This is a genomic window from Pantoea sp. X-Soil-ISGK-285 (genome assembly GCF_059730815.1).
In genome coordinates this window covers 3478230-3500952 of sequence record NZ_AP035938.1, presented here as the reverse complement: position 1 = coordinate 3500952, position 22723 = coordinate 3478230, and the positions used below count along the sequence as shown (strand labels likewise).

Sequence of the window (22723 nt, the reverse complement as noted above, 5' to 3'; positions counted from 1 at the left end):
GGATAGAGGAAACATTTGATGGCAGATATTCATCAGCTTTGGGTAGCTGCAATCCTGGGCGTTGTGGAAGGGCTGACCGAATTTTTACCGGTCTCTTCCACCGGGCACATGATTATAGTGGGTCACCTGCTGGGCTTTGAGGGTGAAAAAGCCGAGACCTTTGAAGTTGTGATCCAGTTAGGATCGATTCTGGCTGTGGTAGTGATGTTCTGGCGCCGTCTGTTTGGCCTGATTGGCATCCACTTTGGCGAAGTCAAACATGAAGGCGTCGGCACTGGCCGTCTGTCGCTGATCCATATCCTGCTGGGTATGGTACCGGCGGTGGTCGTGGGTCTGGTGCTGCACGATCAGATCAAAACGCTGTTTAATCCAATCAACGTGATGTACGCCCTGGTGGTAGGTGGTGTGCTGCTGCTGGCAGCTGAGTACCTTAAGCCGAAACAGCCGAAAGCGGTGGGCGTCGATGATATTACCTATCGTCAGGCGTTGATGATTGGCTGTTTCCAGTGCTTAGCGCTGTGGCCGGGCTTCTCACGTTCCGGTGCAACCATCTCCGGTGGCATGCTGATGGGCGTGAGCCGCTATGCTGCGTCGGAGTTCTCCTTCATCCTGGCAGTGCCAATGATGATGGGTGCAACCGTACTGGATTTGTACAAGAGCATCGGCTTCCTGACGATGGCGGATTTCCCGATGTTCGCGGTGGGCTTTGTCACGGCGTTTATCGTGGCGCTGATTGCGATTAAAGCCTTCCTTCAGCTGATCAAACGCATCTCATTTGTCTCGTTCGCGATCTACCGCTTTATTGTGGCAGCCGCGGTTTACATGGTCTTCATGTAAAGCCCACGCAGCCTGCTAGTCAGGCTGCGTAATCGCCAGACCCTGCGCGACGGCGTCAATCCGTCGTCGCGTCAACTCTTCCCGCACTTCTGCACCTTTAAATCCCGCTTCGACCACCGCTTTGGTCGGCACCGCCTGCGCCAGCGCAAAAGCACGACGCAGATAGTCACCCTGCGGATAAGGCATGCTCTCCAGTCCGGCTCGCCCGCGCGCATCCGCTTCACTGGTCAGCGCCATCTGCTCAACGCGCTGTGGCTTACGCCAGGCATCGATCCGGTCAAACAGTGCTACCAGCGACGCGGCAGATTGCCGTTCAATGGTGTGCACCACGTCGTGAAATTCGGTCACAATCAGCGCCAGATCGCGAATCGCGTTTGGCACCCGCAGTCGCTGGCACAGCGCCTCGACCAGCGGAACGCCCGCCAGGCCATGACCGTGGTGGCTGGGCCACAGCTCAGGCGGCGTCAGCGCCTTGCCGACGTCATGGAACAGCGTGGCGAAGCGCACCTCGATCTCACTGGAGAGGGCGGCGGCCATCGCCAGTGTCATCAGCGTATGGACGCCGGTGTCGATCTCCGGGTGCCACTTAATCGGCGCAGGAATACCAAACAGATTATCCAGCTCAGGAAACAGCACCTGCAATGCACCGCAGTCGCGCAGGACCTGAAAATAGACCTGCGGATTACGGGAACTCAGCGCCTTTTCCGTCTCTTTCCACACCCGCTCAGCAGTGAGATTCGACAGCTCGCCGCTTTCGGCCATCTGCTGCATCAGCAGCTGGGTTTCGGGGGCAATACGAAAGTTGAGATGGGCAAAACGCGCCGCAAAGCGCGCAACGCGCAGTACCCGCAGCGGATCTTCACTGAAGGCGTCGGAGACGTGACGCAGCAGGCGCAGGGCAATATCACGCTGGCCATTATAAGGATCGACCAGCTCACCGTTTTCATCCTGCGCAATCGCATTGATGGTCAGATCGCGGCGCTGTAAGTCCTGCTCCAGCGTCACGTCGGGCGCGGACCAGGTGACAAAACCGGTGTAGCCTTTCCCGTTTTTCCGCTCGGTACGTGCCAGCGCATACTCTTCGCGACTGACGGGATGCAGGAAAACGGGAAAATCGCGACCGACCTGGTGATAGCCCTGCTCAAGCATGGCTTTGGGCGTGGAACCTGTCACCACCCAATCTTTGTCTGTAACCGGCAGATTCAGCAGCGCATCACGCACCGCACCGCCAACAAGAAACGTCTTCACGCAAAACTCCAGAGAAAAAGAAATGACCTGCACGCCGGGCGCGTCCCGCGCCTGAAATCAGCGGTGCATATCATTTTATTGTTGCACAGATTCCCCGGATTGCAGACATGCCAAAAGGGGGATCCTGCGATCCCCTGCTCAAATCCGGCTAAATGGTGTCAGTTCATCCAGCGATCGCTTTTCTTACGGCGCGGCAGCATGTGCGGCAGTAACAGGCCCAGCAGCAGGCCGACGCCCAGCACGCCGCCGCCATACATAAACCACTGCATGATGATGGTGCGCTGCTTATCATCCAGCTGAACGTTAGCGGCGCTGACTTTCTTCTGCGCGACGATCAGCTCATTTTTCAGCTTCTGATTCTCGCCTTTCAGCCCGTTGATAACGCCGTCGCTGCTGGCGACTTTGTTCTGCATCTCAGCCGTGCGCTGGTTCCAGCTGTTGTCGATGTTATCCAGTTTGGCGGTCAGATCTTTCACCTGCTGCTCAAGCTGAGGCACCCGGGTGCGCAGGCTCGGATTAGCACTGAGCTGCGACAGGGGAATCCAGGTGGTACGGCCTTCCGAATCACGGATCTGGCCATAATGCGTGTCATTGTTGGTCTGTAACAGCTGCACCTCTTCCCCGGCGTTCAGCTTACCGAGCAGGCGAAACTGATCGCCCGGTCCGCTGCGAACCCAGGTTGAAAGTTCATCAGAAACATAGCGTTTTTCTTCGGCATGGGCAGGTGCAAGGGTGCTAAGGGCCAGCAAAGTGAGTCCAGCGAGAGTAATTTTTTTCATTCGATTTCGTTTGGCTTAGTCTGACTAAAAATTTACCGGCACAGTCTGGAGAGGCCTCGCATAAATCTGAATGAGAACTATCCTGGTCTCATGAGAGTGCGAAAAGGTCTGCGAAAGAGCAAAGAAAGCAGAGACAGCGCGGCTTCTGTGCATTAATCTTCGCCTGATAACCCCTTGCCCTCCAGGCGACAGCTTGAGTAACCTGCTGATAATCGCCTGAAATATGCAGGAAACACCCTCTTAAGTGCCAGCGGCGTAGTGAATAAAAAATTATGACCATCGAAATCGAACTAAAGTTCATTGCAACTCCACAGGCGGCCGGTAAACTGGCTGAACTGCTCTCCACTCTGCCGCATCAGCATCAGGCTGCTCGCGAGCTGACCAACATCTACTTTGAAACCGACGACAACCAGCTACGGCGCTGGGATATGGGATTGCGTATCCGCGGCGTAGACCAGCGTTATGAAATGACGCTGAAAGCGGCGGGGCAGACGCTCGGCGGACTGCATCAGCGTCCGGAATACAACGTTGAGCTCAGCGAACCGGTTCTGGACATTGCACGCCTGCCGGCAGAGATCTGGCCGCAGGGCACCGATGTCGCAGCGCTGCAGCCGCGCTTGCAGCCCCTGTTCACCACCCATTTCCAGCGCGAAATCTGGCTGATCACCACAGGCAACAGTGAAATTGAAGTGGCGTTTGATCAGGGCGAGGTCACGGCAGGTGATCTCAGCGAACCGCTGTGCGAGATCGAGCTGGAGCTGAAACGTGGCGAACGCCAGGATCTGCTGGCCTTCGCACAGCAACTGGTGGCGCTGGGCGGTCTGCGTATGGGCAGCCTGAGCAAAGCCGCCCGCGGCTATCAGCTGGCGCAGGGTAATCCGCCGCGCCAGATACAGCCTTTCCCGCTGCTGAAAGCGGGCGCCAAAGCCACCGTAGAGCAGGGCATGGTGGCCGCGATGTCGGCAGGACTTCATCACTGGCAATATCATGAGGAAGTCTGGCTGCGCGGCAATGCGGCGGCCCAGGATGCGGTGCGCGAAGCGCTGGATCTGCTGCGTCAGGCGTTCAGCCTGTTTGGTGCGCTGGTACCGCGTAAAGCCAGCAGTGCGCTGCGTCAGCAGCTGACCACGCTGGAAGAGACGCTGGTGAATGAAGAGCAGGATGCTGCCACTTTCTGCTTATCTTCCCTCTCGGTTGAGACGCAGCTGGCGCTGACACACTGGCTGGCTGAATCCCAGTGGCGTCAGTGGATCGATGCCAAAGGGGAAGCCAAGCTGCAGGGGTCCTATAAACGCTTCAGCGACATTATGCTGAGCCGCGTCAACGCCGATCTGAGAGAAACGTTCATCACGGTAAAACAACCCAACGAGTATCAGGACAAAGCTACCCGTCTGGCGCGTCAATTGCTTACCGTCCACCTGCTGGCGGGATTCTATCCGTCTGAGGCGGTCGTCAGCTGGCTCGACCCGTGGCAACAGCTGCTGTCGGCAATTCATGAAAAACAGACGTCCGGGTTAGCCTGGCTGGCGATGCAGGCGCTGAAACAGCCTCCGTTCTGGCTCACCAGCGGCGCTGGCCGCTAACGGGTATTCCGTCACGCCATCAAGGAGGGAGTATATGTTGTCAGCACTTCCCGCGTTGCTACGCGACCAGGCCGAAGAGGCCGCCCGACAGATTGGGGTTCCGCTGGCTTCGTTAAGCCCGGAGCAGGCTGCCGGACTGGCTTTCAGCGATTTTGTGCTGGAAAACCTGCAACAACATCCCGACTGGTGGCAGGCGATGCTGGACCAGCCGCCGCAGCCTGATGAGTGGCAACACTACTCTGCGTGGCTCAATCAGGCGCTTAGCGGCATCGACAGTGAAGCGAGCCTGATGCGCGAACTGCGGCTGTTTCGTCGCCGTATGCTGGTACGCGTCGCCTGGATGCAGTCTCTGCAGCACGCCACAACCGAACAGAGCCTGCAACAGCTCAGCGCATTAGCCGAAGTGCTGATCAGCCGGGCGCGTGACTGGGTTTATCAGGATTGCTGTCGTGATTTTGGTACGCCCTGTAATGCGGACGGCGACGCGCAGCCGATGCTGATTCTTGGCATGGGCAAGCTGGGCGGCGGCGAACTCAATTTTTCTTCTGATATTGACCTGATCTTTGCCTGGCCGGAAAACGGCACAACGCGTGGCGGACGGCGTGAACTCGACAACGCTCAGTTCTTTACCCGCATGGGACAGCGGCTGATCAAAGTGCTGGACCAACCCACCATGGATGGCTTTGTCTATCGGGTGGATATGCGGCTGCGCCCGTTTGGCGACAGCGGCCCGCTGGTGATGAGCTTTGCCGCGCTGGAAGATTATTACCAGGAGCAGGGACGCGACTGGGAGCGTTACGCCATGGTCAAGGCGCGGCTGATGGGTGATGACCACGATCGCTGGAGCCTGGAGCTGCAGCAGATGCTGCGGCCATTCGTTTACCGCCGCTACATCGACTTCAGCGTGATCCAGTCGCTGCGTAACATGAAAGGGATGATCAGCCGCGAAGTGCGGCGACGTGGGCTGAAGAACAATATCAAACTGGGCGCGGGCGGCATCCGTGAAACCGAATTTATCGTGCAGGTATTCCAGCTGATTCGCGGCGGGCGTGAGCGCTCGTTGCAGCTGCGTTCACTGCTGCCGACGCTGGAGGCGATCAAGACCCTGGCCCTGCTGCCCGCGGAACAGGTCGATGCGTTGCGTGTTGCCTACCTGTTCCTGCGGCGGCTGGAGAATCTGCTGCAAAGCCTGGGCGACGAGCAGACCCAGACCCTGCCAGAGGATGAACTGCATCGCGCCCGGCTGGCGTGGGCGATGGATTGTGCCGACTGGCCTGCTCTGATGACCCGGCTCGACGGCCAGATGGCGGCGGTGCGCGCCATCTTCGACGAGCTGATTGGCGAAGATACCCCTGAGATTGGCGATCAGCGTGAGCTGGCAGAGTTTCAGGTGCTGTGGCAGGACCAGCTGGAGGATAGCGAACTGGTGCCGCTGGTGCCGCAGCTCAGTGACGAGCAGCGGCTTACGCTGCACCAGACGCTGGAGGCGTTTCGTCAGGATATCAGCCGGCGCACCATCGGCCCGCGTGGCCGTCAGGCGCTGGACCAGCTGATGCCGCGTCTGCTGAGCGAAGTCTGCCCGCGTGAAGATGCGGCGGTGACGCTCGGCCGCCTGACGCCGCTGCTGATCGGCGTATTGACCCGCAGCACCTATCTGGAGCTGCTGACCGAATATCACGGTGCGCTGCGCCACTTAATTCGCCTGTGCGCCGCCTCACCGATGGTAGCCAGCCAGCTGGCGCGTCATCCCTTATTGCTGGATGAACTGCTCGATCCCGCCACGCTCTATCAGCCAACCGCCACCGATGCCTATCGCGATGAGCTGCGACAATATCTGCTGCGCATCCCTACCGAGGACGAAGAGCAGCAGCTGGAAGCGGTGCGGCAGTTTAAGCAGGCACAGCATCTGCGTATTGCTGCCGCCGACATCGCCGGAACGCTGCCGGTGATGAAAGTCAGCGATCATCTCACCTGGCTGGCAGAAGCGATTATCGAATCTGTGGTGCGCCAGGCGTGGAATATGATGGTGCAGCGTTACGGCCGTCCTTCGCATCTGAGTAATGAACATGAACGCGGTTTTGCCGTACTGGGCTACGGCAAACTGGGGGGCTGGGAGCTGGGTTACAGTTCTGACCTCGATTTGGTGTTCCTGCATGACTGCCCGGCAGACGCGGTGACAGAAGGGGAGCGCAGCATCGATGGCCGTCAGTTCTATCTGCGCCTCGCCCAGCGCATCATGCATCTTTTCAGCACCCGCACCTCCTCCGGCATTCTCTACGAAGTGGATGCGCGCCTGCGTCCTTCGGGCGCGGCGGGCATGCTGGTGAGTACCTTTGAGGCCTTTGAAGAGTATCAGCGCAGTGAAGCCTGGACCTGGGAGCATCAGGCGCTGGTCCGGGCACGCGTCGTCTTTGGCGAGGCGGCACTGGGTGAACGTTTCAGCGTAATTCGTCAGGCGATTCTGTCACTGCCACGTGCCGCGGAAGCGCTGCAAACGGAAGTGCGTGAGATGCGTGAAAAGATGCGCGCTCACCTCAGCAACAAACATAAAGGTCGCTGGGATATTAAAGCCGACGCGGGCGGCATCACCGATATTGAATTCATCGCCCAATATCTTGTCTTACGCTACGCCGCTGAGCAGCCTGAACTGACGCGCTGGTCTGACAATGTGCGCATTTTCGAGCTGATGGCGAAGTACCATAAAATGCCCGCCGATGAAGCACAGGCGCTGACGCAGGCTTATGTGACGCTGCGCGACGCATTGCACCATCGCGCCCTGCAGGAACAGCCCGGCCACGTTGAGCCAGAGGCCTATGCAGCGGAGTGGCAGACGGTTCTGAGCAGCTGGCAGCGCTGGCTGATAACGCCTGCGTCTATCCTGGCGTGATGCTGATAGCACAAATCGCAACTGTGCTATCATCCGCGCACTATTTTTAATGCAGTCTGGAGTGTCTGGAATGAAAGTGACTCTGCCCGCGTTCGGCCAAGCCTCAGTGCTGGTTGTTGGCGATGTAATGTTGGATCGTTACTGGTATGGCCCAACCAGCCGTATCTCCCCTGAAGCGCCGGTTCCGGTGGTGAAAGTGGACACGGTTGAAGAGCGCCCTGGCGGCGCGGCAAACGTGGCGATGAACATTGCAGCACTCGGTGCCGCGTCGCGACTGATTGGCCTGACTGGCGAAGATGATGCGGCGCGTGTGTTGAGTAACACGCTGAAAGACGTCAACGTGCATTGTGACTTCGTGGCGGTCAAAAGCCATCCGACCATTACCAAACTGCGCGTGCTTTCCCGTAATCAGCAGCTGATCCGCCTCGATTTTGAAGAGGGCTTTGATCAGGTCGATCCGGAGCCGATTCACCAGAAAATGCGTGATTCACTGGCTGCCGCGGGTGCGCTGGTGCTGTCCGATTACGCCAAAGGCGCGCTCTCCAGCGTGCAGACCATGATTACTCTGGCGCGCGAAGCGGGCGTACCGGTATTAATTGATCCGAAAGGCACCGATTTTGCGCGCTACCGTGGCGCGACGCTGCTGACGCCGAACCTCTCTGAGTTTGAAGCCGTGGTCGGCAAATGTAAAAACGAAGAGGAAATTGTGGCGCGCGGCACCCAGCTGATCGCCGATTTTGACCTCTCCGCGCTGCTGGTGACCCGTTCAGAAAATGGCATGACGCTGCTGCAGCCGGGCAAAGCGCCTCTGCATCTGCCCACCCAGGCACAGGAAGTCTATGACGTGACCGGTGCGGGCGATACGGTGATTGGCGTGCTGGCGGCGGCATTAGCGGCCGGTGATTCGCTGGAAGAAGCTTGTTTCCTGGCCAACGCGGCTGCGGGTGTGGTGGTGGGTAAACTGGGTACGTCCACCGTCAGCACCGTTGAGCTGGAAAATGCGATTCATGCCCGCCCGGAACAGGGTTTCGGCATCATGACCGAAGCGCAGTTAAAAGCCGCCGTGGAGATGGCCCGCCGCCGTGGCGAAAAAGTGGTAATGACCAACGGCGTGTTCGACATTCTGCATGCCGGTCATGTCTCCTACCTGGCAAATGCCCGCAAGCTCGGCGATCGACTGATTGTCGCGGTGAACAGTGATGCGTCAACTAAACGTCTGAAAGGCGAAAGCCGTCCGGTGAATCCGCAGGAAAACCGGATGATCGTGCTGGGCGCGCTGGAAGCGGTCGACTGGGTGGTGGTATTTGAAGAGGATACGCCGCAGCGGCTGATTGCGGGCATTCTCCCTGACTTGCTGGTCAAAGGGGGAGATTACAAGCCGGAAGATATCGCGGGCAGCAAAGAAGTGTGGGCAAATGGCGGCGACGTTCAGGTGCTGAACTTCGAAGATGGTATCTCCACTACCAACATTATCAAAACCATCCGCGGCAGCTAAAGCGCAGCGTAAGCGGGAGCCGGGCTCCCGCTTAAGGGCTTATTCTGGCTTGTTGTCCGCAACAGGCTTCACCACGTCCGCAACCGGTGACGGCGAGGCTGCAGGTGAGGTCGCTACGGCGGCTGATGGTGTGGTCGCGGCAGCAGGCGTTACCGGTGCGGTTGCCGTCGGCGGCGTACCGGCTGATGACCCCTGACTTTCCAGCTGCGCCAGACGCTGCTCCAGCGCCGCCAGCTTCTCACGTGTACGCAGTAATACCTGCGTCTGCACATCAAACTCCTCACGGTTGACCAGATCCATCCGGGTCAGCTGCGCCTGAAGAACCTGACGAATTTTCTTTTCGACATCATCACCAAACTCACGAACACCTTTAGGCATCGCTTCGTGAACCTGACGGGCAAGTTGTTCAATTTTTTTCGTGTCGATCATGATGATTTCCTGGTTACGGGGAGCTGTGTCAGCGTGTTTACCAACGTAATAAGTGTTAAGTGTAATGCCAGAAATGAAAAGGATAAACCTCAAATCGGTAACGCAGGAAATGCAAAAGCAATTGCGCTATTGATGATTGCCGCCTCAAACGATCGGCGTTATAGTTAAAGTGCTTATTCTCAGGGCGGGGCGCAATTCCCCACCGGCGGTAAATCAGCTTCGGCTGAAAGCCCGCGAGCGCTTTATCTTGATGAAAAGAGAGGTAAAGGTCAGCAGATCCGGTGTAATTCCGGGGCCGACGGTTACAGTCCGGATGGGAGAGGGTAACGACATCTGTCGGACAATTGTGTCTGCTTCACGTTATTGCCACGTCTTTTTGACGTCACTCCTAAGCACGCCCTGATTCTGGTAACCCATACATTTTAAGGTTTTTATTACCATGAATCAGACGCTACTTTCTGAATTTGGCACGCCTGAACAGCGTGTAGAACGTGCTATCGCCGCCCTGCGTGAGGGACGCGGTGTGATGGTACTCGACGATGAAAATCGCGAAAACGAAGGCGACATGATCTTCGCCGCAGAAACCATGACCGTTGAACAGATGGCACTGACTATCCGTCACGGCAGCGGCATCGTCTGCCTTTGCCTGACCGAAGCGCGTCGCCAGCAGCTCGATCTGCCAATGATGGTGGAAAACAACACCAGCTCTTTCGGCACTGGCTTCACCGTGACCATTGAGGCCGCAGAAGGCGTCACCACGGGCGTCTCCGCGCAGGATCGTATTACCACCATCCGCGCCGCCATTGCCGACAATGCCAAACCCACCGATCTGCATCGCCCTGGTCATGTCTTCCCGCTGCGTGCCAGCGAAGGCGGCGTATTAACCCGTGGCGGGCATACCGAAGCGACTATTGATTTAGTCACCCTGGCCGGCTTTAAGCCCGCAGGTGTGCTGTGCGAACTGACCAACGACGATGGCACCATGGCCCATGCGCCAGAAGCGATTGCGTTCGCCCGTCAGCACAACATGCCGGTGGTGACCATCGAAGATCTGATCGCCTGGCGTCGCACGCACGAAACACGCCACGCCAGCTAATCTGGCTGCCGCGATAAACAGGCCCCTCTTGGGCCTGTTTTTCTTCCTGACGCCCGGAATGGCGCGGCCTGACCGCTGACTACTCCTCTTTCCTTCATGTCGAAGGCGCTGTTAAACCTGCCACGTTAAATTTCATTCAAATTTCCTGATGATCACCATCATGGTTATCCGCGTGATAAAGCAGCGGATGCGCGTATCGTAATGGCTATCAAATACTCGATCCCGGGGATCACGAATGAGCCAGTTACGAATGCCAGCGCTGTTTTTGGGTCACGGCAGCCCGATGAATGCCCTTGAAGAGAATCGCTATACCGCCGCGTGGCGTCACCTGGGCGATACTCTGCCACGTCCACGCGCGATTATTGCGGTTTCGGCGCACTGGTATACGCGCGGCACCGCCGTGACGGCAATGGCACAGCCTGAGACCATTCATGATTTTGGGGGCTTTCCGCAGGCGCTGTTTGATACGCGCTATCCGGCACCAGGATCGCCTGAACTGGCGCAGCAGCTGGTGGAGCAGTTAGCGCCCGTTGCGGTGACGCTGGATCACGAGTGGGGACTGGATCATGGTTCCTGGGGTGTGCTGATCAAGATGTATCCGGAGGCCGATATTCCGGTGGTCCAGCTAAGCATTGATGGCACCAAACCTGCGGCATGGCACTTTGAGATGGGTCAGAAACTGGCTGCACTGCGCGATCAGGGTGTGATGATTGTCGCCAGCGGCAACGTGGTACATAACCTGCGTAAAGTGCGCTGGGATGGCAACAGCGAAGTTTATCCATGGGCCAGCAGTTTTGAACAGTTCGTCCGCGATAACCTGGCGGTGCAGAGCGATGCTGCTTCTCATCCGCTGGTTAACTTTATGGATCATCCTGGTGCGGCGCTTTCTAATCCGACACCTGAGCACTATCTGCCGCTGCTCTATGTACTTGGCGCACGTCAGCCGGATGACGCCATCAGCATTCCGGTTGATGGCATGGAGATGGGGGCGATCAGCATGTTGTCGGTTCAGGTAGGTTAGGGAAGCCAGAAGAAAACAGGCCAGAAGCTGGCCTGTTATTATCGCGGTGCATTAACCGATAAAAGCGTGCGGATAGAAACGGGAAAGATCCTGCGTGATCAGGTCGCGATCTTCCCGCAGGCCGATACCGGCCGGTTGATCGTCAATCAGCCAGCTGCCGATCAGCGTATAGCTGTCGCCAAACTTAGGCAGCGGATGGAACTGCTGGACGATCATTCCCTCTTCGCCATACGGCCCATCGACGCGGGCGATCTCCTGACCATTTTCCACGATGCGAATGTTGGCACCTTCACGTGAAAATAGCGGCTTCACCACATATTTGTCCATGTGCGGCACGTCATCTTCCGCGAACCAGGCGGGCAGCAGGTTAGGGTGATTCGGAAACATCTCCCACAGCAGCGGCAGCAAGGCTTTATTCGAGATAATGCTTTTCCAGGCCGGTTCCAGCCAGCGCACGCCAGCATCGCCCAGCTTGGTGGAGAACATCTCACGCAGCATGAATTCCCACGGATAGAGCTTGAACAGGTTGCTAATCACCTGATCCTGGGCGTCGGTAAATTCCCCTTTTTCGCCCAGACCAATTTCATCCATGTAGAGAAACTCACTCGGCAGTCCCGCTTCGGTGGCGCAATCCTGAAGATATTGCACGGTGCCGCGATCTTCGTCGGTGTCACGGCAGCAGGCGAAGTGCAGCCAGTTGAAGCCGTGCTGCTGATGTAACGCGGCGAAGCGTTCAATCAGCTTTTCCTGCAGGCTATTAAACTGATCGCTGCCTGCGGGGAGCTGACCGGCGTTAAGCTGGTCCTCCAGCCACAGCCACTGGAAAAATGCCGCTTCATACAGCGAGGTCGGCGTATCGGCATTGTTCTCCAGCAGCTTTACATCGCCTTTACCATCCCAGGCGAGATCCAGACGAGAGTAAAGCGAAGGCTGACGCTGATGCCATGAATCGCGCACAAAGTCCCAGGTGTGTTTAGGAATGCGGAATTTAGCCAGCAGCGCTTCGCTGTTAACCACTTTTTCCACCACCTGCAGGCACATTTGATGTAATTCAGCGGTCACATCTTCCAGATGCTCGATTTGCGCCAGCGTGAACTGATAATAAGCATCTTCACACCAGTAGGGTTCACCATGCATGGTGTGAAAACGAAAACCGAACTCGGTGGCTTTTTCGCGCCAGCCTGGGCGCTCTGAAATGGCAATGCGTTCCATCGGGGCGTTAGCCTCCCATTGAGCGGCTGGAAGTGCCGCTGGCGCTGCTACGCTGCATGCTGTTCTGCTTCGCGACGGTTTCACCAAAGCCACCACGGGTAATGGTGGAGGTGGTAGCCGGTTTTGGTGCCAGCGCCGTTTTCGGCACGGTCATGCTTTTGCCGGATGTTGCTGCACCATAATTACGGCCTGATGCATCAACAAACTGACCATTGGCCGGGCTGCGGGCATTTTTCGGTGAGAAGAGCGGTTGCTGTGCAAAGCCCGAACCACCACCCATCATGCGACCCATCATGTAACCTGCCATCAGTGGCATCCAGAAGCTGCCGCCACTCTGCTGCGATTCGGCATTAGTGGTGCCCACGCCCGCCTGAGCCGGTGTCTGCTGACACTGGTTTTCACCAAATTCAGCGACACAATCTTCACGCGTGGCATATTTTGGCGCGGTGCGTTCCGCCTCTTTTTTCGCTTCATTGAATGCGGTAGTACATTGCGCACTCTGGCCCGGATTGGCTTTTGAACAGTCATCGGCATTCTGGTACATCGAAACTGTTTCGTCGTTCTGTTCACAACCAGCCAGCATAAATACCGCCGAAACGGCGATAGCAACGGGCGTTAAATGGCGTGCCTGCCAGCTTTTGCGAAAAGCGGCATAGCGAATAGATTTTGTGCGTTTCATTATGATTATCCTGTGCCCAAAGGTAGCGCATAGAATAGGGGATGGGGGGGTAAAATTGAAGCTGGAGGCCTGATGCAACAGGGATCTTTACTTAGTTATACGTTCAACAGAGAGACGGGCCGCAAAGCAGCCCGTCCGCTCATTAATTACCGAAAGGATTACCGCTGCTGTGGCGAGCCGCAGGACGCGCTGCCTCAGAAGAGCCGGTTGCCGCCGGACCGCTATCCACGCGCGCGGTCTGCTGTGCATTTTCCGGTGCTACCGTTTCCGGTGACGTCGGGATCTCTTTACCCAGCTGGCTGTTCAGTTTCTGCAGGCTCTGCTCATTGAGCGTACCCAGCGCATAGCTGATATTCAGCTGGTTAATCAGATAGCTATAGCGCGCATCAGAGAGCTGCTGCTTAGCGTTGTAGAGCACGGTGGTTGCATCCAGCACATCAACGATAGTACGCGTACCAACCTGATAGCCCGCTTCTGACGCATCCAGAGAGCTTTGCGCAGAGACCACGGCCTGTTTATAAGCGTTGATGCTGCTGATAGAAGCATTCACGTTGTTAAACGATGAGCGGACTGTCTGAACCGCAGAGCGGTGCGCGCTTTCCAGCGATTCACTGGCGCTGACGAAGCTGTACTGCGCCTGTTTCACCTGAGAGGTGACGCTGCCGCCGCTATAGAGTGGCAGTGAGAAGCTCAGACCCACCTGGTTAGAACCGGTAATGGAGTCAGTAGACCCCTGGCTCTGGTTCGCACGGCTGCCGCCATATTTGCTGTTCGACATGCCGGTAGAGGCCGTCAGACCCAGCGTCGGCATGTGGCCAGCTTCAGCTGAGCGGATCTGCTCACGGGCTAAATCCTGGTTCAGACGCGCAGAGAGCAGCGACAGGTTACGGCTTTCCGCCTGCTTAAGCAGCGCGCTGACCGGTTCGGGCTTATCGGTTCTGAAGCGATCAATGCTCAGCGACGCCAGCGACATGTAGTCCATGCCGGTGATCTGACGCAGCGTTTCCACGTTGTTATCGAGGTTATTACGCGCGGTCACTTCGTTAGCCAGCACGCTGTCATATTGCGCACGGGCGTTCTGTACGTCAGTAATGGCAACCAGGCCAACGTTAAAGCGCTGGGTGGTTTGATCCAGCTCGCGATAGATCGACTGTTTCTGCGCTTCGGTGTAAGAAAGGGTATCAATCGCTTTCAGCACGTTGAAGTAGGCGGTCGCGGTGTTCAGAATCAGATCCTGCTGCGCCACCTGATAGGTCACATCCTGAATACCGGCAGCTTTTTCCTGCAGGGTCAGTGCGCGCCATTTCGACATGTCGAAAATAGTCTGGGTTAATTGCAGCGAGCCGCTGGTCGTGTTGGAATGGAGACCGCTACTGTCGCGATAGCCGTTGTTATAGGTGTAGTCTGCACCCAGGCCGAGCTGGGGTAATAATGGGCTACGCGCTTCGTTGATTTTCTCAAAGGCAGAATCGCGATCGGCAGCGGCGCTGCGCAGATCCGGGTTGCTCAGACGTGCTTGTTGATAAACCTGAAGCAGGTCTTCGGCCTGGCTGGCGAAGCTGAAACCGCCCAGGCTCAGCCCAATAAAAAATGGGAGCAGTTTTTTCATTTGCATTCCTTTTGTTGCAGCAAATTGCAGTGGGTGCGCTGCCGGGTAAGCCAAAAAATTATCGCCGATTCTAGCAGAGGGCAACTGTGAGATAAGTTGGCTGAACGTGCCTTCTCCCCCTAATTTACGTAAATAATTCAGAAAGAACCACTTACATGGAGCACGGTTACAGGCTTTTTTCGCTCCACCTCAATCTGCATAAGGAACCCGATGATGCCGGAAGAAAAAAAATCCCCTGTGACTTTCACAAAAAACGATGTAGAAATTATTGCACGCGAAACCGTCTATGATGGTTTTTTTTCCGTCGTACGTTATCGCTTCCGCCACCGCCAGTTTAACGGCGAAATGAGTGGGGAAGTACAGCGCGAAGTTTTTGAGCGCGGACATGCCGCCGTGCTGCTACCTTATGATCCCTTACGCGATGAAGTGGTGCTGATTGAACAGATCCGCATCCCGGCTTATGACAGCAGTGTTTCGCCCTGGCTGCTGGAGATGGTCGCCGGCATTATTGAGCCCGGTGAATCTGTTGAGCAGGTCGTGCGCCGTGAAGCCGTTGAAGAAGCAGGATTAGAGGTCGGCCGGATTAAGCCCATGCTTAACTATCTGGCCAGCCCTGGCGGCACCAGCGAACGTCTGTCGGTGCTGATTGGGGAAGTGGATGCCAGCCAGGCAGAGGGATGCCATGGTCTGGAGGAAGAGAATGAGGATATTCTTGTCCATGTGGTGAGCCGCGAACAGGCTTACCGCTGGGTGGAAGAGGGGATAATTGACAATGCGGCGTCTGTCATCGCCCTGCAATGGCTGGCGTTGCACCATGAGAAACTACGCGAAGAGTGGATACAAAAATGAAACAGCGCTATACCCCTGACTTTCCCGAAATGATGCGGCTCTGCGAAACCAATTTCGCCCAGTTACGCCGCCTGCTGCCGCGTAACGATGAGGCGGGAGAATCGGTGATCTATCAGGTGAGTGGCGCCCGTTATCAGCTGACGATCCAGGAGTCCACACGCTACACCACGCTGGTGGAGATCCGCCAGGTCGCGCCTGCCGTGAGTTACTGGAGTCTGCCCTCGATGTCGGTAAGGCTCTATCACGATGCGATGGTCGCCGAAGTGTGTTCAACTCAACAGATCTATCGTTTCAAAGCGCGCTATGATTATCCCAATAAAAAATTGCATCAGCGCGATGAAAAACATCAGATAAACCAGTTTCTCGCAGACTGGCTGCGCTACTGCCTGGCACATGGTGCGATGGCAGTTCCGGTCTGCTGATGCGTATAATGCAGTAAATGGCGTGGAGACGAAGGAAACGCTTTGGATAGCCTGCTAACTCTTCCTGCAGCGAACGGTTCCGAAATCAGGATTTTGCAAATCACGGATACCCACCTGTTCGCGGGAAAACATGAATCGCTGCTTGGGGTGAACACCTGGTCGAGCTATAAAGCGGTGCTGGATGCGATTATTGCGCAACATCGCGACTACGACCTGATTATCGCCACCGGCGATCTCGCCCAGGATCACTCTATCGAAGCCTATCAGCATTTTGCTGAGGGCATCTCACGTTTGCCGCGGCCCTGCGTCTGGCTGCCCGGTAATCATGATTTTCAGCCCGCGATGTTCGACACGCTGGCAGCCGCTCATATCAATGCCCACAAGCAGGTGCTGGTGGGTGAGCAGTGGCAGATTGTGTTGCTGGACAGCCAGGTCTCGGGTGTGCCGCACGGGATGCTGAGCGATTATCAGCTGGAGTGGCTCGATAACGCGCTGGCCCGCTATCCGCAACGTCATACACTGGTCCTGCTGCACCACCATCCGCTGGCCTCTGGCTGTACCTGGCTCGATCAGCACAGCCTGCGCAACTCACATCAGCTTGATGCGGTGTTACAGCATTACCCGTTAGCCCGGACGCTGGTCTGTGGTCATATTCACCAGGAGCTGGATCTTGAGTGGCACGGTCGTCGTGTGCTGGCCACCCCTTCAACCTGCGTTCAGTTCAAACCGCACTGCACCAGCTTTACGATCGACACCGTGGCACCAGGCTGGCGCTGGTTCACGCTGTATCCGGATGGCGGCCTTGAGACCGAGGTTAACCGGCTCGACACCGACGCTTTTCGTCCCGATTTAGACTCAGAAGGATACTGACGCGTGGCGGTATTACTCTATCTGCACGGTTTTAACAGCTCGCCGCAGTCGGCTAAGGCGACGCAGTTCCGGCAATGGTTAGAGGCGCAGCATCCGGAGATCGACATGATCGTGCCCCAGCTGCCGACGTTTCCGGCCGATGCCGCCGCAATGCTGGAAGATCTGGTACTGAGCCGCAGTGGCGAAACGCTGGGGCTGGTGGGCTCGTCGCTGGGCGGTTATTACGCCACCTGGCTGTCGCAATGCTTTATGCTGCCTGCTGTGGTCGTCAATCCCGCGGTGCGGCCTTTTGAGCTGCTGGCGGATTTCCTGGGCGAAAATCAGAATCCCTACACCGGCCAGCAATATGTGTTAGAGTCACGCCACATTTACGATCTGAAAGTAATGCAGATTGAACCGCTGGAAGCGCCCGATTTACTCTGGCTGCTGCAACAGACCGGCGATGAAGTTCTCGATTACCGTCAGGCGCTCGACTATTACAGCGCGTGCCGTCACACGGTAGAAGAGGGCGGAAATCATGCATTTACTGGATTCGAGCGCCATTTCCCGCAGATTCTGGACTTTCTCGGTCTGAATCATCCCTGAGTAATGCGGAAATCGCACCCCATTTCACCCTTCTAATCAGACATTTACGATGAGTCAATCTAACTATAACGCGGATGCCATTGAGGTCCTGACTGGCCTTGAGCCTGTTCGCCGTCGCCCGGGGATGTACACCGATACGACGCGACCCAACCATTTGGGTCAGGAAGTGATTGATAACAGCGTCGATGAGGCGCTGGGCGGCCACGCGAAGCGGGTTGAAGTGATTCTGCACGCTGACCAGTCGCTGGAAGTTATTGATGATGGTCGCGGCATGCCGGTGGATATTCACCCGGAAGAGGGCGTGCCTGCCGTCGAGCTGATCCTGTGTCGTCTGCACGCGGGCGGCAAGTTCTCCAATAAAAACTATCAGTTCTCGGGCGGCCTGCACGGCGTTGGTATCTCGGTGGTTAACGCCCTGTCAAAACGCGTCGAAGTCACGGTGCGCCGTAATGGCGAAATCTATGACATGGCGTTTGAGAATGGCGACAAAGTCCAGGATCTCACGGTTACCGGCACGGTGGCTAAACGCAACACCGGCACGCGCGTCCATTTCTGGCCCGATGAAAGCTTCTTCGACAGCCCACGTTTTTCGGTGTCACGCTTATCACATCTGCTGAAAGCCAAAGCGGTGCTCTGCCCTGGCGTTGAGATTGTCTTTAAAGACAAGCTGAACAATACCGAACAAACCTGGTGCTACGAAGATGGCCTGACGGACTACCTGTGCGAAGCGGTGAATGGCTTACCGACGCTGCCGGAAAAACCGTTTGTCGGCAGCTTTGCTGGCGATGTGGAAGCGGTTGACTGGGCGCTGTTGTGGCTGCCGGAAGGCGGCGAGCTGTTAACTGAAAGCTACGTTAACCTGATCCCGACCATGCAGGGCGGGACTCACGTCAACGGTCTGCGTCAGGGGCTGCTGGATGCGATGCGCGAGTTCTGCGAATATCGCAACATTCTGCCGCGTGGCGTGAAGCTCTCCGCTGAAGATATCTGGGATCGCTGCGCCTATGTGCTGTCGGTGAAGATGCAGGATCCGCAGTTCGCCGGGCAGACCAAAGAGCGCCTCTCTTCACGTCAGTGCGCAGCCTTTGTCTCTGGCGTGGTAAAAGATGCCTTCAGCCTGTGGCTGAACCAGAATATCCAGATCGCAGAGCAGCTGGCTGAGCTGGCGATCTCCAGCGCCCAGCGACGTATGCGGGCAGCCAAAAAAGTGGTGCGTAAAAAGCTCACCAGCGGTCCGGCGCTGCCGGGCAAACTGGCGGACTGCACCGCGCAGGATCTGAATAAAACAGAACTGTTCCTGGTCGAAGGGGACTCGGCAGGCGGCTCGGCCAAGCAGGCGCGCGATCGTGAATATCAGGCGATCATGCCGCTTAAGGGCAAGATCCTGAACACCTGGGAAGTCTCTTCCGATGAGGTGCTGGCGTCGCAGGAAGTGCATGATATTTCCGTGGCGATCGGCATCGATCCCGACAGCGAAGATCTTTCACAGCTGCGCTACGGCAAGATCTGCATTCTGGCGGATGCGGACTCGGATGGTCTGCACATCGCCACGCTGCTGTGTGCCCTGTTCGTGAAACATTTCCGTTCACTGGTCAGAAACGGACACGTCTACGTTGCCATGCCGCCGCTCTACCGTATCGATCTCGGAAAAGAGGTCTACTACGCGCTGGATGAAGATGAGAAAGAGGGCGTGCTGGAGCAGTTGAAACGCAAAAAGGGCAAACCTAACGTTCAGCGCTTTAAAGGGCTGGGTGAGATGAACCCCTTGCAGCTGCGCGAAACGACGCTGGATCCGAATACCCGCCGTCTGGTACAGCTGACCATCAGTGAAGAGGATATCGATCAGACGCTGCGCATGATGGATATGCTGCTGGCGAAGAAACGTTCCGAAGACCGGCGTAACTGGTTGCAGGAAAAAGGCGACAAGGCCGATATCGAAGTGTAAAAAAACAGGACGCGAAAGCGTCCTGTTCTCTTTGTGCTTCAGCCAGCACATCCCCGGAGAACCCGGCAGATTCAGAGCAGAGACAGTAATCCTTGTGAAAATTACCCTGGAAGAGTTACGAGCCTGGGTGGCGGTGGTGGATAGCGGTTCCATTACCGCGGCGGCATCCCAGCTGGCGCAGACCAGTTCGGGCATCAGCCGGGCGTTGTCCCGGCTGGAGAGCAAGCTGCAGACCACCCTGCTGCATCGCACCACCCGACGGCTGGCGCTGACCGAAGAGGGACAGGTTTTTCTGGAGCATGCGCGACAGATCCTGGCCTCGGTTGAGCAGGCCGAAGAGCAGATAGCCCTGCGGCGCGAGATGCCGTCAGGGCGGCTGCGGGTAAACGCCGCCACCCCTTTTATGCTGCATGTGATTGTGCCGCTGGTGGACGATTTCCGCGCCCGCTATCCTCTGATCCAGCTTGAACTGAATACCGACGATATCCTGATCGATCTGCTGGAGCAGCAAACGGACATTGCCATTCGCATCGGCGAACTGCGCGACTCTACGCTGCGTGCCCGGATGCTTGGCAGCAGTGCGATCCGGCTGATGGCCAGTCCGGCCTATCTGGCGAAAGCGGGCACCCCGCAGAGCGTGGCCGATCTCGCGCAGCATCAAATCATCGGCTTCAGCCATCTTGAGGCGCACAACGTCTGGCCGATCTGGCAGCCTGATGGCGATTTCATGCGCATTAAGCCCACAATCTCTGCCTCCAGCGGCGAAACCATCCGGCAGCTGGCGCTGGCAGGACAGGGGATCGCACGCCTCTCCGACTTTGTCAGCCGGGAAGATTGCGCGGCAGGACGGCTGGTGCCGGTTCTCCCCGCTGAAACCCGCGAGCTGCGGTTGCCGGTGCATGCGGTCTATTACCGCAACACCACGCTCTCTTCGCGTATCGGCTGCTTCCTGGATTTTCTCCGCACCGAGATTGATCGGCGTCAGCTACTATGATCTCTCCTGCCATAATAAAAAACCCCTGTCATAGGGCAGGGGTTTGGAGATGCTGGCAAGTCTGGCCGGATTCGCTGTGAGATTGTGCTTGCACAGGGAACACGGTCAGATCGGAAAGGCGCTCAAGCCAGTCCCTGGTCGCTCTACCCGCGCCATCCCTGGCGCGGGACGCTTTCCTCTTCTGACCGTGTTCCCTTCGCGTTGAGCTAATTCATTGCTGCCAGAGGCACTCAGGTTTGAGGTTGTCAGCAGCCTGACCCCGTTTACCGAAAAGGGGTTAAGCCTTCAGCACGAATCAGGCGCTGGGTTCCAGCACCAGAATCTTCACATCCACCACATCATCTTTAATGATGGCGCGATGCGCATCCATGTGCGGCATCTGCTGATGCTGCTCCAGATGACGCAGCGTTTCCCACTGTTCCAGCATAAAAATGGAGTCCGGCGAGTTCTGTTTCCACGGCACCTGCGCCTGATGGTCCAGCAGCGCGTCATACTGATGGCAGCCTTCTTCTTCTAAAACCAGCGGGATCAGTTTTTTCACCGCATCCAGCACGGCCTGACGGCGACCGGGTTTGACACAAATTTCAGCAACGACTGTTAACATTCGCGAATTCCTCTTTCATGGGAAAATAGGGGGTGTCCCCCAGCCATCTTACGCAAAAACGCGACTAAGATGGGTCCGATAAGCGGCAATATCGCGTGGCACGTCCGGCGCTTTAATCACATCGTTGCAGATAAAGGTCGGCAGCGCTTCCATACCCAGGAACTGGTTGGCTTTGTGGAAGTGCAGATAAAGACCGTCGACGCCGACGCCTTCAAAGAACTGCTCCGGATCGGTAAAGGCCTGCAGTGGCGCATTCCATGTCAGCGACAGCATATATTTTTTGCCCTGCAGCAGACCGCCGGAACCATATTTCTTTGCCGCATCAGAACGGGTACGGCCATCGCTGGCGTAGAGCGAGCCGTGGCCTTCGGTAAAGACTTCATCGATGTAACGCTTCACGGTCCACGGCTCGCCCATCCACCAGCCTGGCATCTGATAAATCACCACATCGCTATCGACATATTTCTGCACTTCATCGGCGACCACGTAGTCGCTGTCAGCCAGGGTCACAGACACCTCATGCCCCATGTCACGCAACTGGCTGGCCGCAACGTCGGTCAGCGTGTGGTTCAGTTCGCCTTTAGAGTGGGCAAAGGTTTTGCCGCCATCGATAATTAAAATCTTGCTCATGAATTGTTTGCCTCATTTCCTGAATATGGCGCTTAGCTTACGCGCGCTGCTGTCGCAGAAAAATGGGAGGTTGATCACAACACTTTTGCTGTAGAAGCAACAATGCGCCGGTTTATGGCACCATCGGCAGGCAAACTCACCGTGAAAACAATTATAGAAAAACGCAAAATGAAAAAAATTGTCCTCTCTTTGCTGCTGGCCACCGGTGCTGTCCAGGCACAATCTCATCTCGATACCATCCTCAGTTCTAAAACGCTTAAGGTCTGCACCACCGGGGATTACAAGCCTTACAGCTACCTGCGACCCGATGGTCAGTATGAAGGGCTGGATATCAGCATGGCGAACGCGCTGGCTACCTCGCTCGGCGCGAAAGTGGAGTGGGTGCCAACCAGCTGGAAAAACCTGATGCCCGATTTTCTGGCAAAGCTGTGTGATATCGCCGTCGGCGGCGTCTCCGTCACGCTGAAACGCCAGCAGACCGCCTGGTTCGCCCGGCCTCTGGATGTGGATGGCAAAATCCCGCTGGTGCGCTGCAGCGATAAAGATCGCTTCCAGACCATCGAACAGCTCAACCGGCCTGACGTGCGGCTGATTGAACCGGCAGGCGGCACCAACGAAGCCTTTGTGCATAGCCACCTGCCAAAGGCCTCACTGACGCTGTTCCACGATAACGTCACCATCTTCCGGCAACTGGTGGACAACAAGGCGGATGTGATGATCACCGATGCCTCTGAAGCGCGTTTTCAGCAGCAGCATTACCCGACGCTCTGCGCGATCAATCCCGACAAACCGCTGCAGTATGGCGAGAAGGCTTACATGATTCCGCGTGACGATATCAGCTGGAAGCTCTATGTCGATCAGTGGCTGCATCTCAGCACCGCCACTGGCGAATATCGTGACATTGCCCGCCAGTGGATGGGTGCAAAGCCCTGAGCCACTTCCACAGACA

21 protein-coding genes and 1 riboswitch are annotated in these 22723 nt (G+C 56.8%); of the genes, 13 read left to right on the top strand and 8 right to left on the bottom strand.

Annotated features, from left to right (window positions below):
- Nucleotides 1-18: 18 nt before the first annotated feature.
- The gene (gene bacA / locus AC6I8B_RS16475; RefSeq protein ID WP_010671134.1) at nt 19-837 is read left to right on the top strand and encodes an undecaprenyl-diphosphate phosphatase; all 819 of its coding nucleotides are present in this window, start codon (nt 19-21) and stop codon (nt 835-837) included.
- Nucleotides 838-852: 15 nt separating this feature from the next.
- Here the strand turns inward: bacA and AC6I8B_RS16470 are convergent, their stop codons facing one another.
- A complete protein-coding gene (locus AC6I8B_RS16470) occupies nt 853-2085 on the bottom strand; it encodes a multifunctional CCA addition/repair protein (protein WP_331842802.1) in 1233 nt (410 codons plus the stop codon).
- 158 nt (nt 2086-2243) lie between these two features.
- The gene (locus AC6I8B_RS16465; protein ID WP_010671133.1) at nt 2244-2864 is read right to left on the bottom strand and encodes a TIGR04211 family SH3 domain-containing protein; all 621 of its coding nucleotides are present in this window, start codon (nt 2862-2864) and stop codon (nt 2244-2246) included.
- A gap of 272 nt (nt 2865-3136) precedes the next feature.
- On the opposite strand from AC6I8B_RS16465, the gene AC6I8B_RS16460 reads away from it, so the two are divergent.
- The 3 genes from AC6I8B_RS16460 to hldE all read left to right on the top strand — a co-directional run bounded on the left by AC6I8B_RS16460 (nt 3137) and on the right by hldE (nt 8829).
- Nucleotides 3137-4447 (top strand): CYTH domain-containing protein, encoded by a 1311-nt coding sequence (locus tag AC6I8B_RS16460; protein ID WP_010671132.1) that lies wholly within the window; start codon nt 3137-3139, stop codon nt 4445-4447.
- 34 nt (nt 4448-4481) lie between these two features.
- The gene (glnE, locus tag AC6I8B_RS16455; protein ID WP_157353701.1) at nt 4482-7334 is read left to right on the top strand and encodes a bifunctional [glutamate--ammonia ligase]-adenylyl-L-tyrosine phosphorylase/[glutamate--ammonia-ligase] adenylyltransferase; all 2853 of its coding nucleotides are present in this window, start codon (nt 4482-4484) and stop codon (nt 7332-7334) included.
- Nucleotides 7335-7404: 70 nt separating this feature from the next.
- Nucleotides 7405-8829 carry a bifunctional D-glycero-beta-D-manno-heptose-7-phosphate kinase/D-glycero-beta-D-manno-heptose 1-phosphate adenylyltransferase HldE gene (hldE, locus tag AC6I8B_RS16450; RefSeq protein ID WP_010249049.1) on the top strand — a complete coding sequence of 475 codons (1425 nt, stop codon included), beginning with the start codon at nt 7405-7407 and terminating at the stop codon, nt 8827-8829.
- A 39-nt stretch (nt 8830-8868) separates the two neighbouring features.
- On the opposite strand, the gene ubiK is transcribed toward hldE, so the two are convergent.
- Nucleotides 8869-9258 carry a ubiquinone biosynthesis accessory factor UbiK gene (ubiK, locus tag AC6I8B_RS16445; protein ID WP_010249045.1) on the bottom strand — a complete coding sequence of 130 codons (390 nt, stop codon included), beginning with the start codon at nt 9256-9258 and terminating at the stop codon, nt 8869-8871.
- 171 nt (nt 9259-9429) lie between these two features.
- Nucleotides 9430-9587: riboswitch (FMN riboswitch) on the top strand.
- Nucleotides 9588-9697: 110 nt separating this feature from the next.
- Between ubiK and ribB the strand changes: the two genes are divergently transcribed.
- A complete protein-coding gene (ribB, locus tag AC6I8B_RS16440) occupies nt 9698-10354 on the top strand; it encodes a 3,4-dihydroxy-2-butanone-4-phosphate synthase (protein ID WP_157353699.1) in 657 nt (218 codons plus the stop codon).
- Nucleotides 10355-10589: 235 nt separating this feature from the next.
- Entirely contained in the window at nt 10590-11375 is a 786-nt protein-coding gene (gene ygiD, locus AC6I8B_RS16435) for a 4,5-DOPA-extradiol-dioxygenase (protein WP_010249041.1), read from the top strand.
- Nucleotides 11376-11426: 51 nt separating this feature from the next.
- On the opposite strand, the gene AC6I8B_RS16430 is transcribed toward ygiD, so the two are convergent.
- From AC6I8B_RS16430 to tolC, 3 genes are all read right to left on the bottom strand, one after another.
- Nucleotides 11427-12587, bottom strand: a complete 1161-nt coding sequence (locus AC6I8B_RS16430) for a glutathionylspermidine synthase family protein (RefSeq protein ID WP_033769850.1) — start codon at nt 12585-12587, stop codon at nt 11427-11429.
- A gap of 7 nt (nt 12588-12594) precedes the next feature.
- A complete protein-coding gene (locus AC6I8B_RS16425; RefSeq protein ID WP_010249037.1) occupies nt 12595-13266 on the bottom strand; it encodes a DUF1190 family protein in 672 nt (223 codons plus the stop codon).
- 142 nt (nt 13267-13408) lie between these two features.
- A complete protein-coding gene (gene tolC / locus AC6I8B_RS16420; RefSeq protein WP_010249035.1) occupies nt 13409-14875 on the bottom strand; it encodes an outer membrane channel protein TolC in 1467 nt (488 codons plus the stop codon).
- A 213-nt stretch (nt 14876-15088) separates the two neighbouring features.
- On the opposite strand from tolC, the gene nudF reads away from it, so the two are divergent.
- The 6 genes from nudF to AC6I8B_RS16390 all read left to right on the top strand — a co-directional run bounded on the left by nudF (nt 15089) and on the right by AC6I8B_RS16390 (nt 20540).
- Nucleotides 15089-15724: an ADP-ribose diphosphatase gene (gene nudF, locus AC6I8B_RS16415; RefSeq protein WP_033758832.1), complete on the top strand. Its 636-nt coding sequence runs from the start codon at nt 15089-15091 to the stop codon at nt 15722-15724.
- The gene (locus AC6I8B_RS16410; protein ID WP_008925735.1) at nt 15721-16146 is read left to right on the top strand and encodes a DUF1249 family protein; all 426 of its coding nucleotides are present in this window, start codon (nt 15721-15723) and stop codon (nt 16144-16146) included. The genes nudF and AC6I8B_RS16410 overlap by 4 nt, the downstream gene beginning before the upstream one ends.
- Nucleotides 16147-16188: 42 nt before the next feature.
- Complete coding sequence (cpdA, locus tag AC6I8B_RS16405) at nt 16189-17016, top strand: 3',5'-cyclic-AMP phosphodiesterase (RefSeq protein WP_022623882.1); 828 nt, start codon at nt 16189-16191, stop codon at nt 17014-17016.
- Nucleotides 17017-17019: 3 nt separating this feature from the next.
- Nucleotides 17020-17601, top strand: coding sequence for an esterase YqiA (gene yqiA, locus AC6I8B_RS16400; protein WP_332838003.1), 582 nt, complete (start codon nt 17020-17022; stop codon nt 17599-17601).
- Nucleotides 17602-17650: 49 nt separating this feature from the next.
- Entirely contained in the window at nt 17651-19546 is a 1896-nt protein-coding gene (gene parE / locus AC6I8B_RS16395) for a DNA topoisomerase IV subunit B (protein ID WP_010249031.1), read from the top strand.
- A gap of 94 nt (nt 19547-19640) precedes the next feature.
- Nucleotides 19641-20540: a LysR substrate-binding domain-containing protein gene (locus tag AC6I8B_RS16390; protein WP_010671124.1), complete on the top strand. Its 900-nt coding sequence runs from the start codon at nt 19641-19643 to the stop codon at nt 20538-20540.
- Nucleotides 20541-20835: 295 nt separating this feature from the next.
- On the opposite strand, the gene AC6I8B_RS16385 is transcribed toward AC6I8B_RS16390, so the two are convergent.
- Nucleotides 20836-21144, bottom strand: coding sequence for a putative quinol monooxygenase (locus AC6I8B_RS16385; RefSeq protein WP_010249029.1), 309 nt, complete (start codon nt 21142-21144; stop codon nt 20836-20838).
- A gap of 48 nt (nt 21145-21192) precedes the next feature.
- Nucleotides 21193-21774: an NAD(P)H-dependent oxidoreductase gene (locus AC6I8B_RS16380; RefSeq protein ID WP_010249028.1), complete on the bottom strand. Its 582-nt coding sequence runs from the start codon at nt 21772-21774 to the stop codon at nt 21193-21195.
- A gap of 114 nt (nt 21775-21888) precedes the next feature.
- On the opposite strand from AC6I8B_RS16380, the gene AC6I8B_RS16375 reads away from it, so the two are divergent.
- Entirely contained in the window at nt 21889-22707 is an 819-nt protein-coding gene (locus AC6I8B_RS16375; protein ID WP_497817528.1) for a transporter substrate-binding domain-containing protein, read from the top strand.
- Nucleotides 22708-22723: the final 16 nt, after the last annotated feature.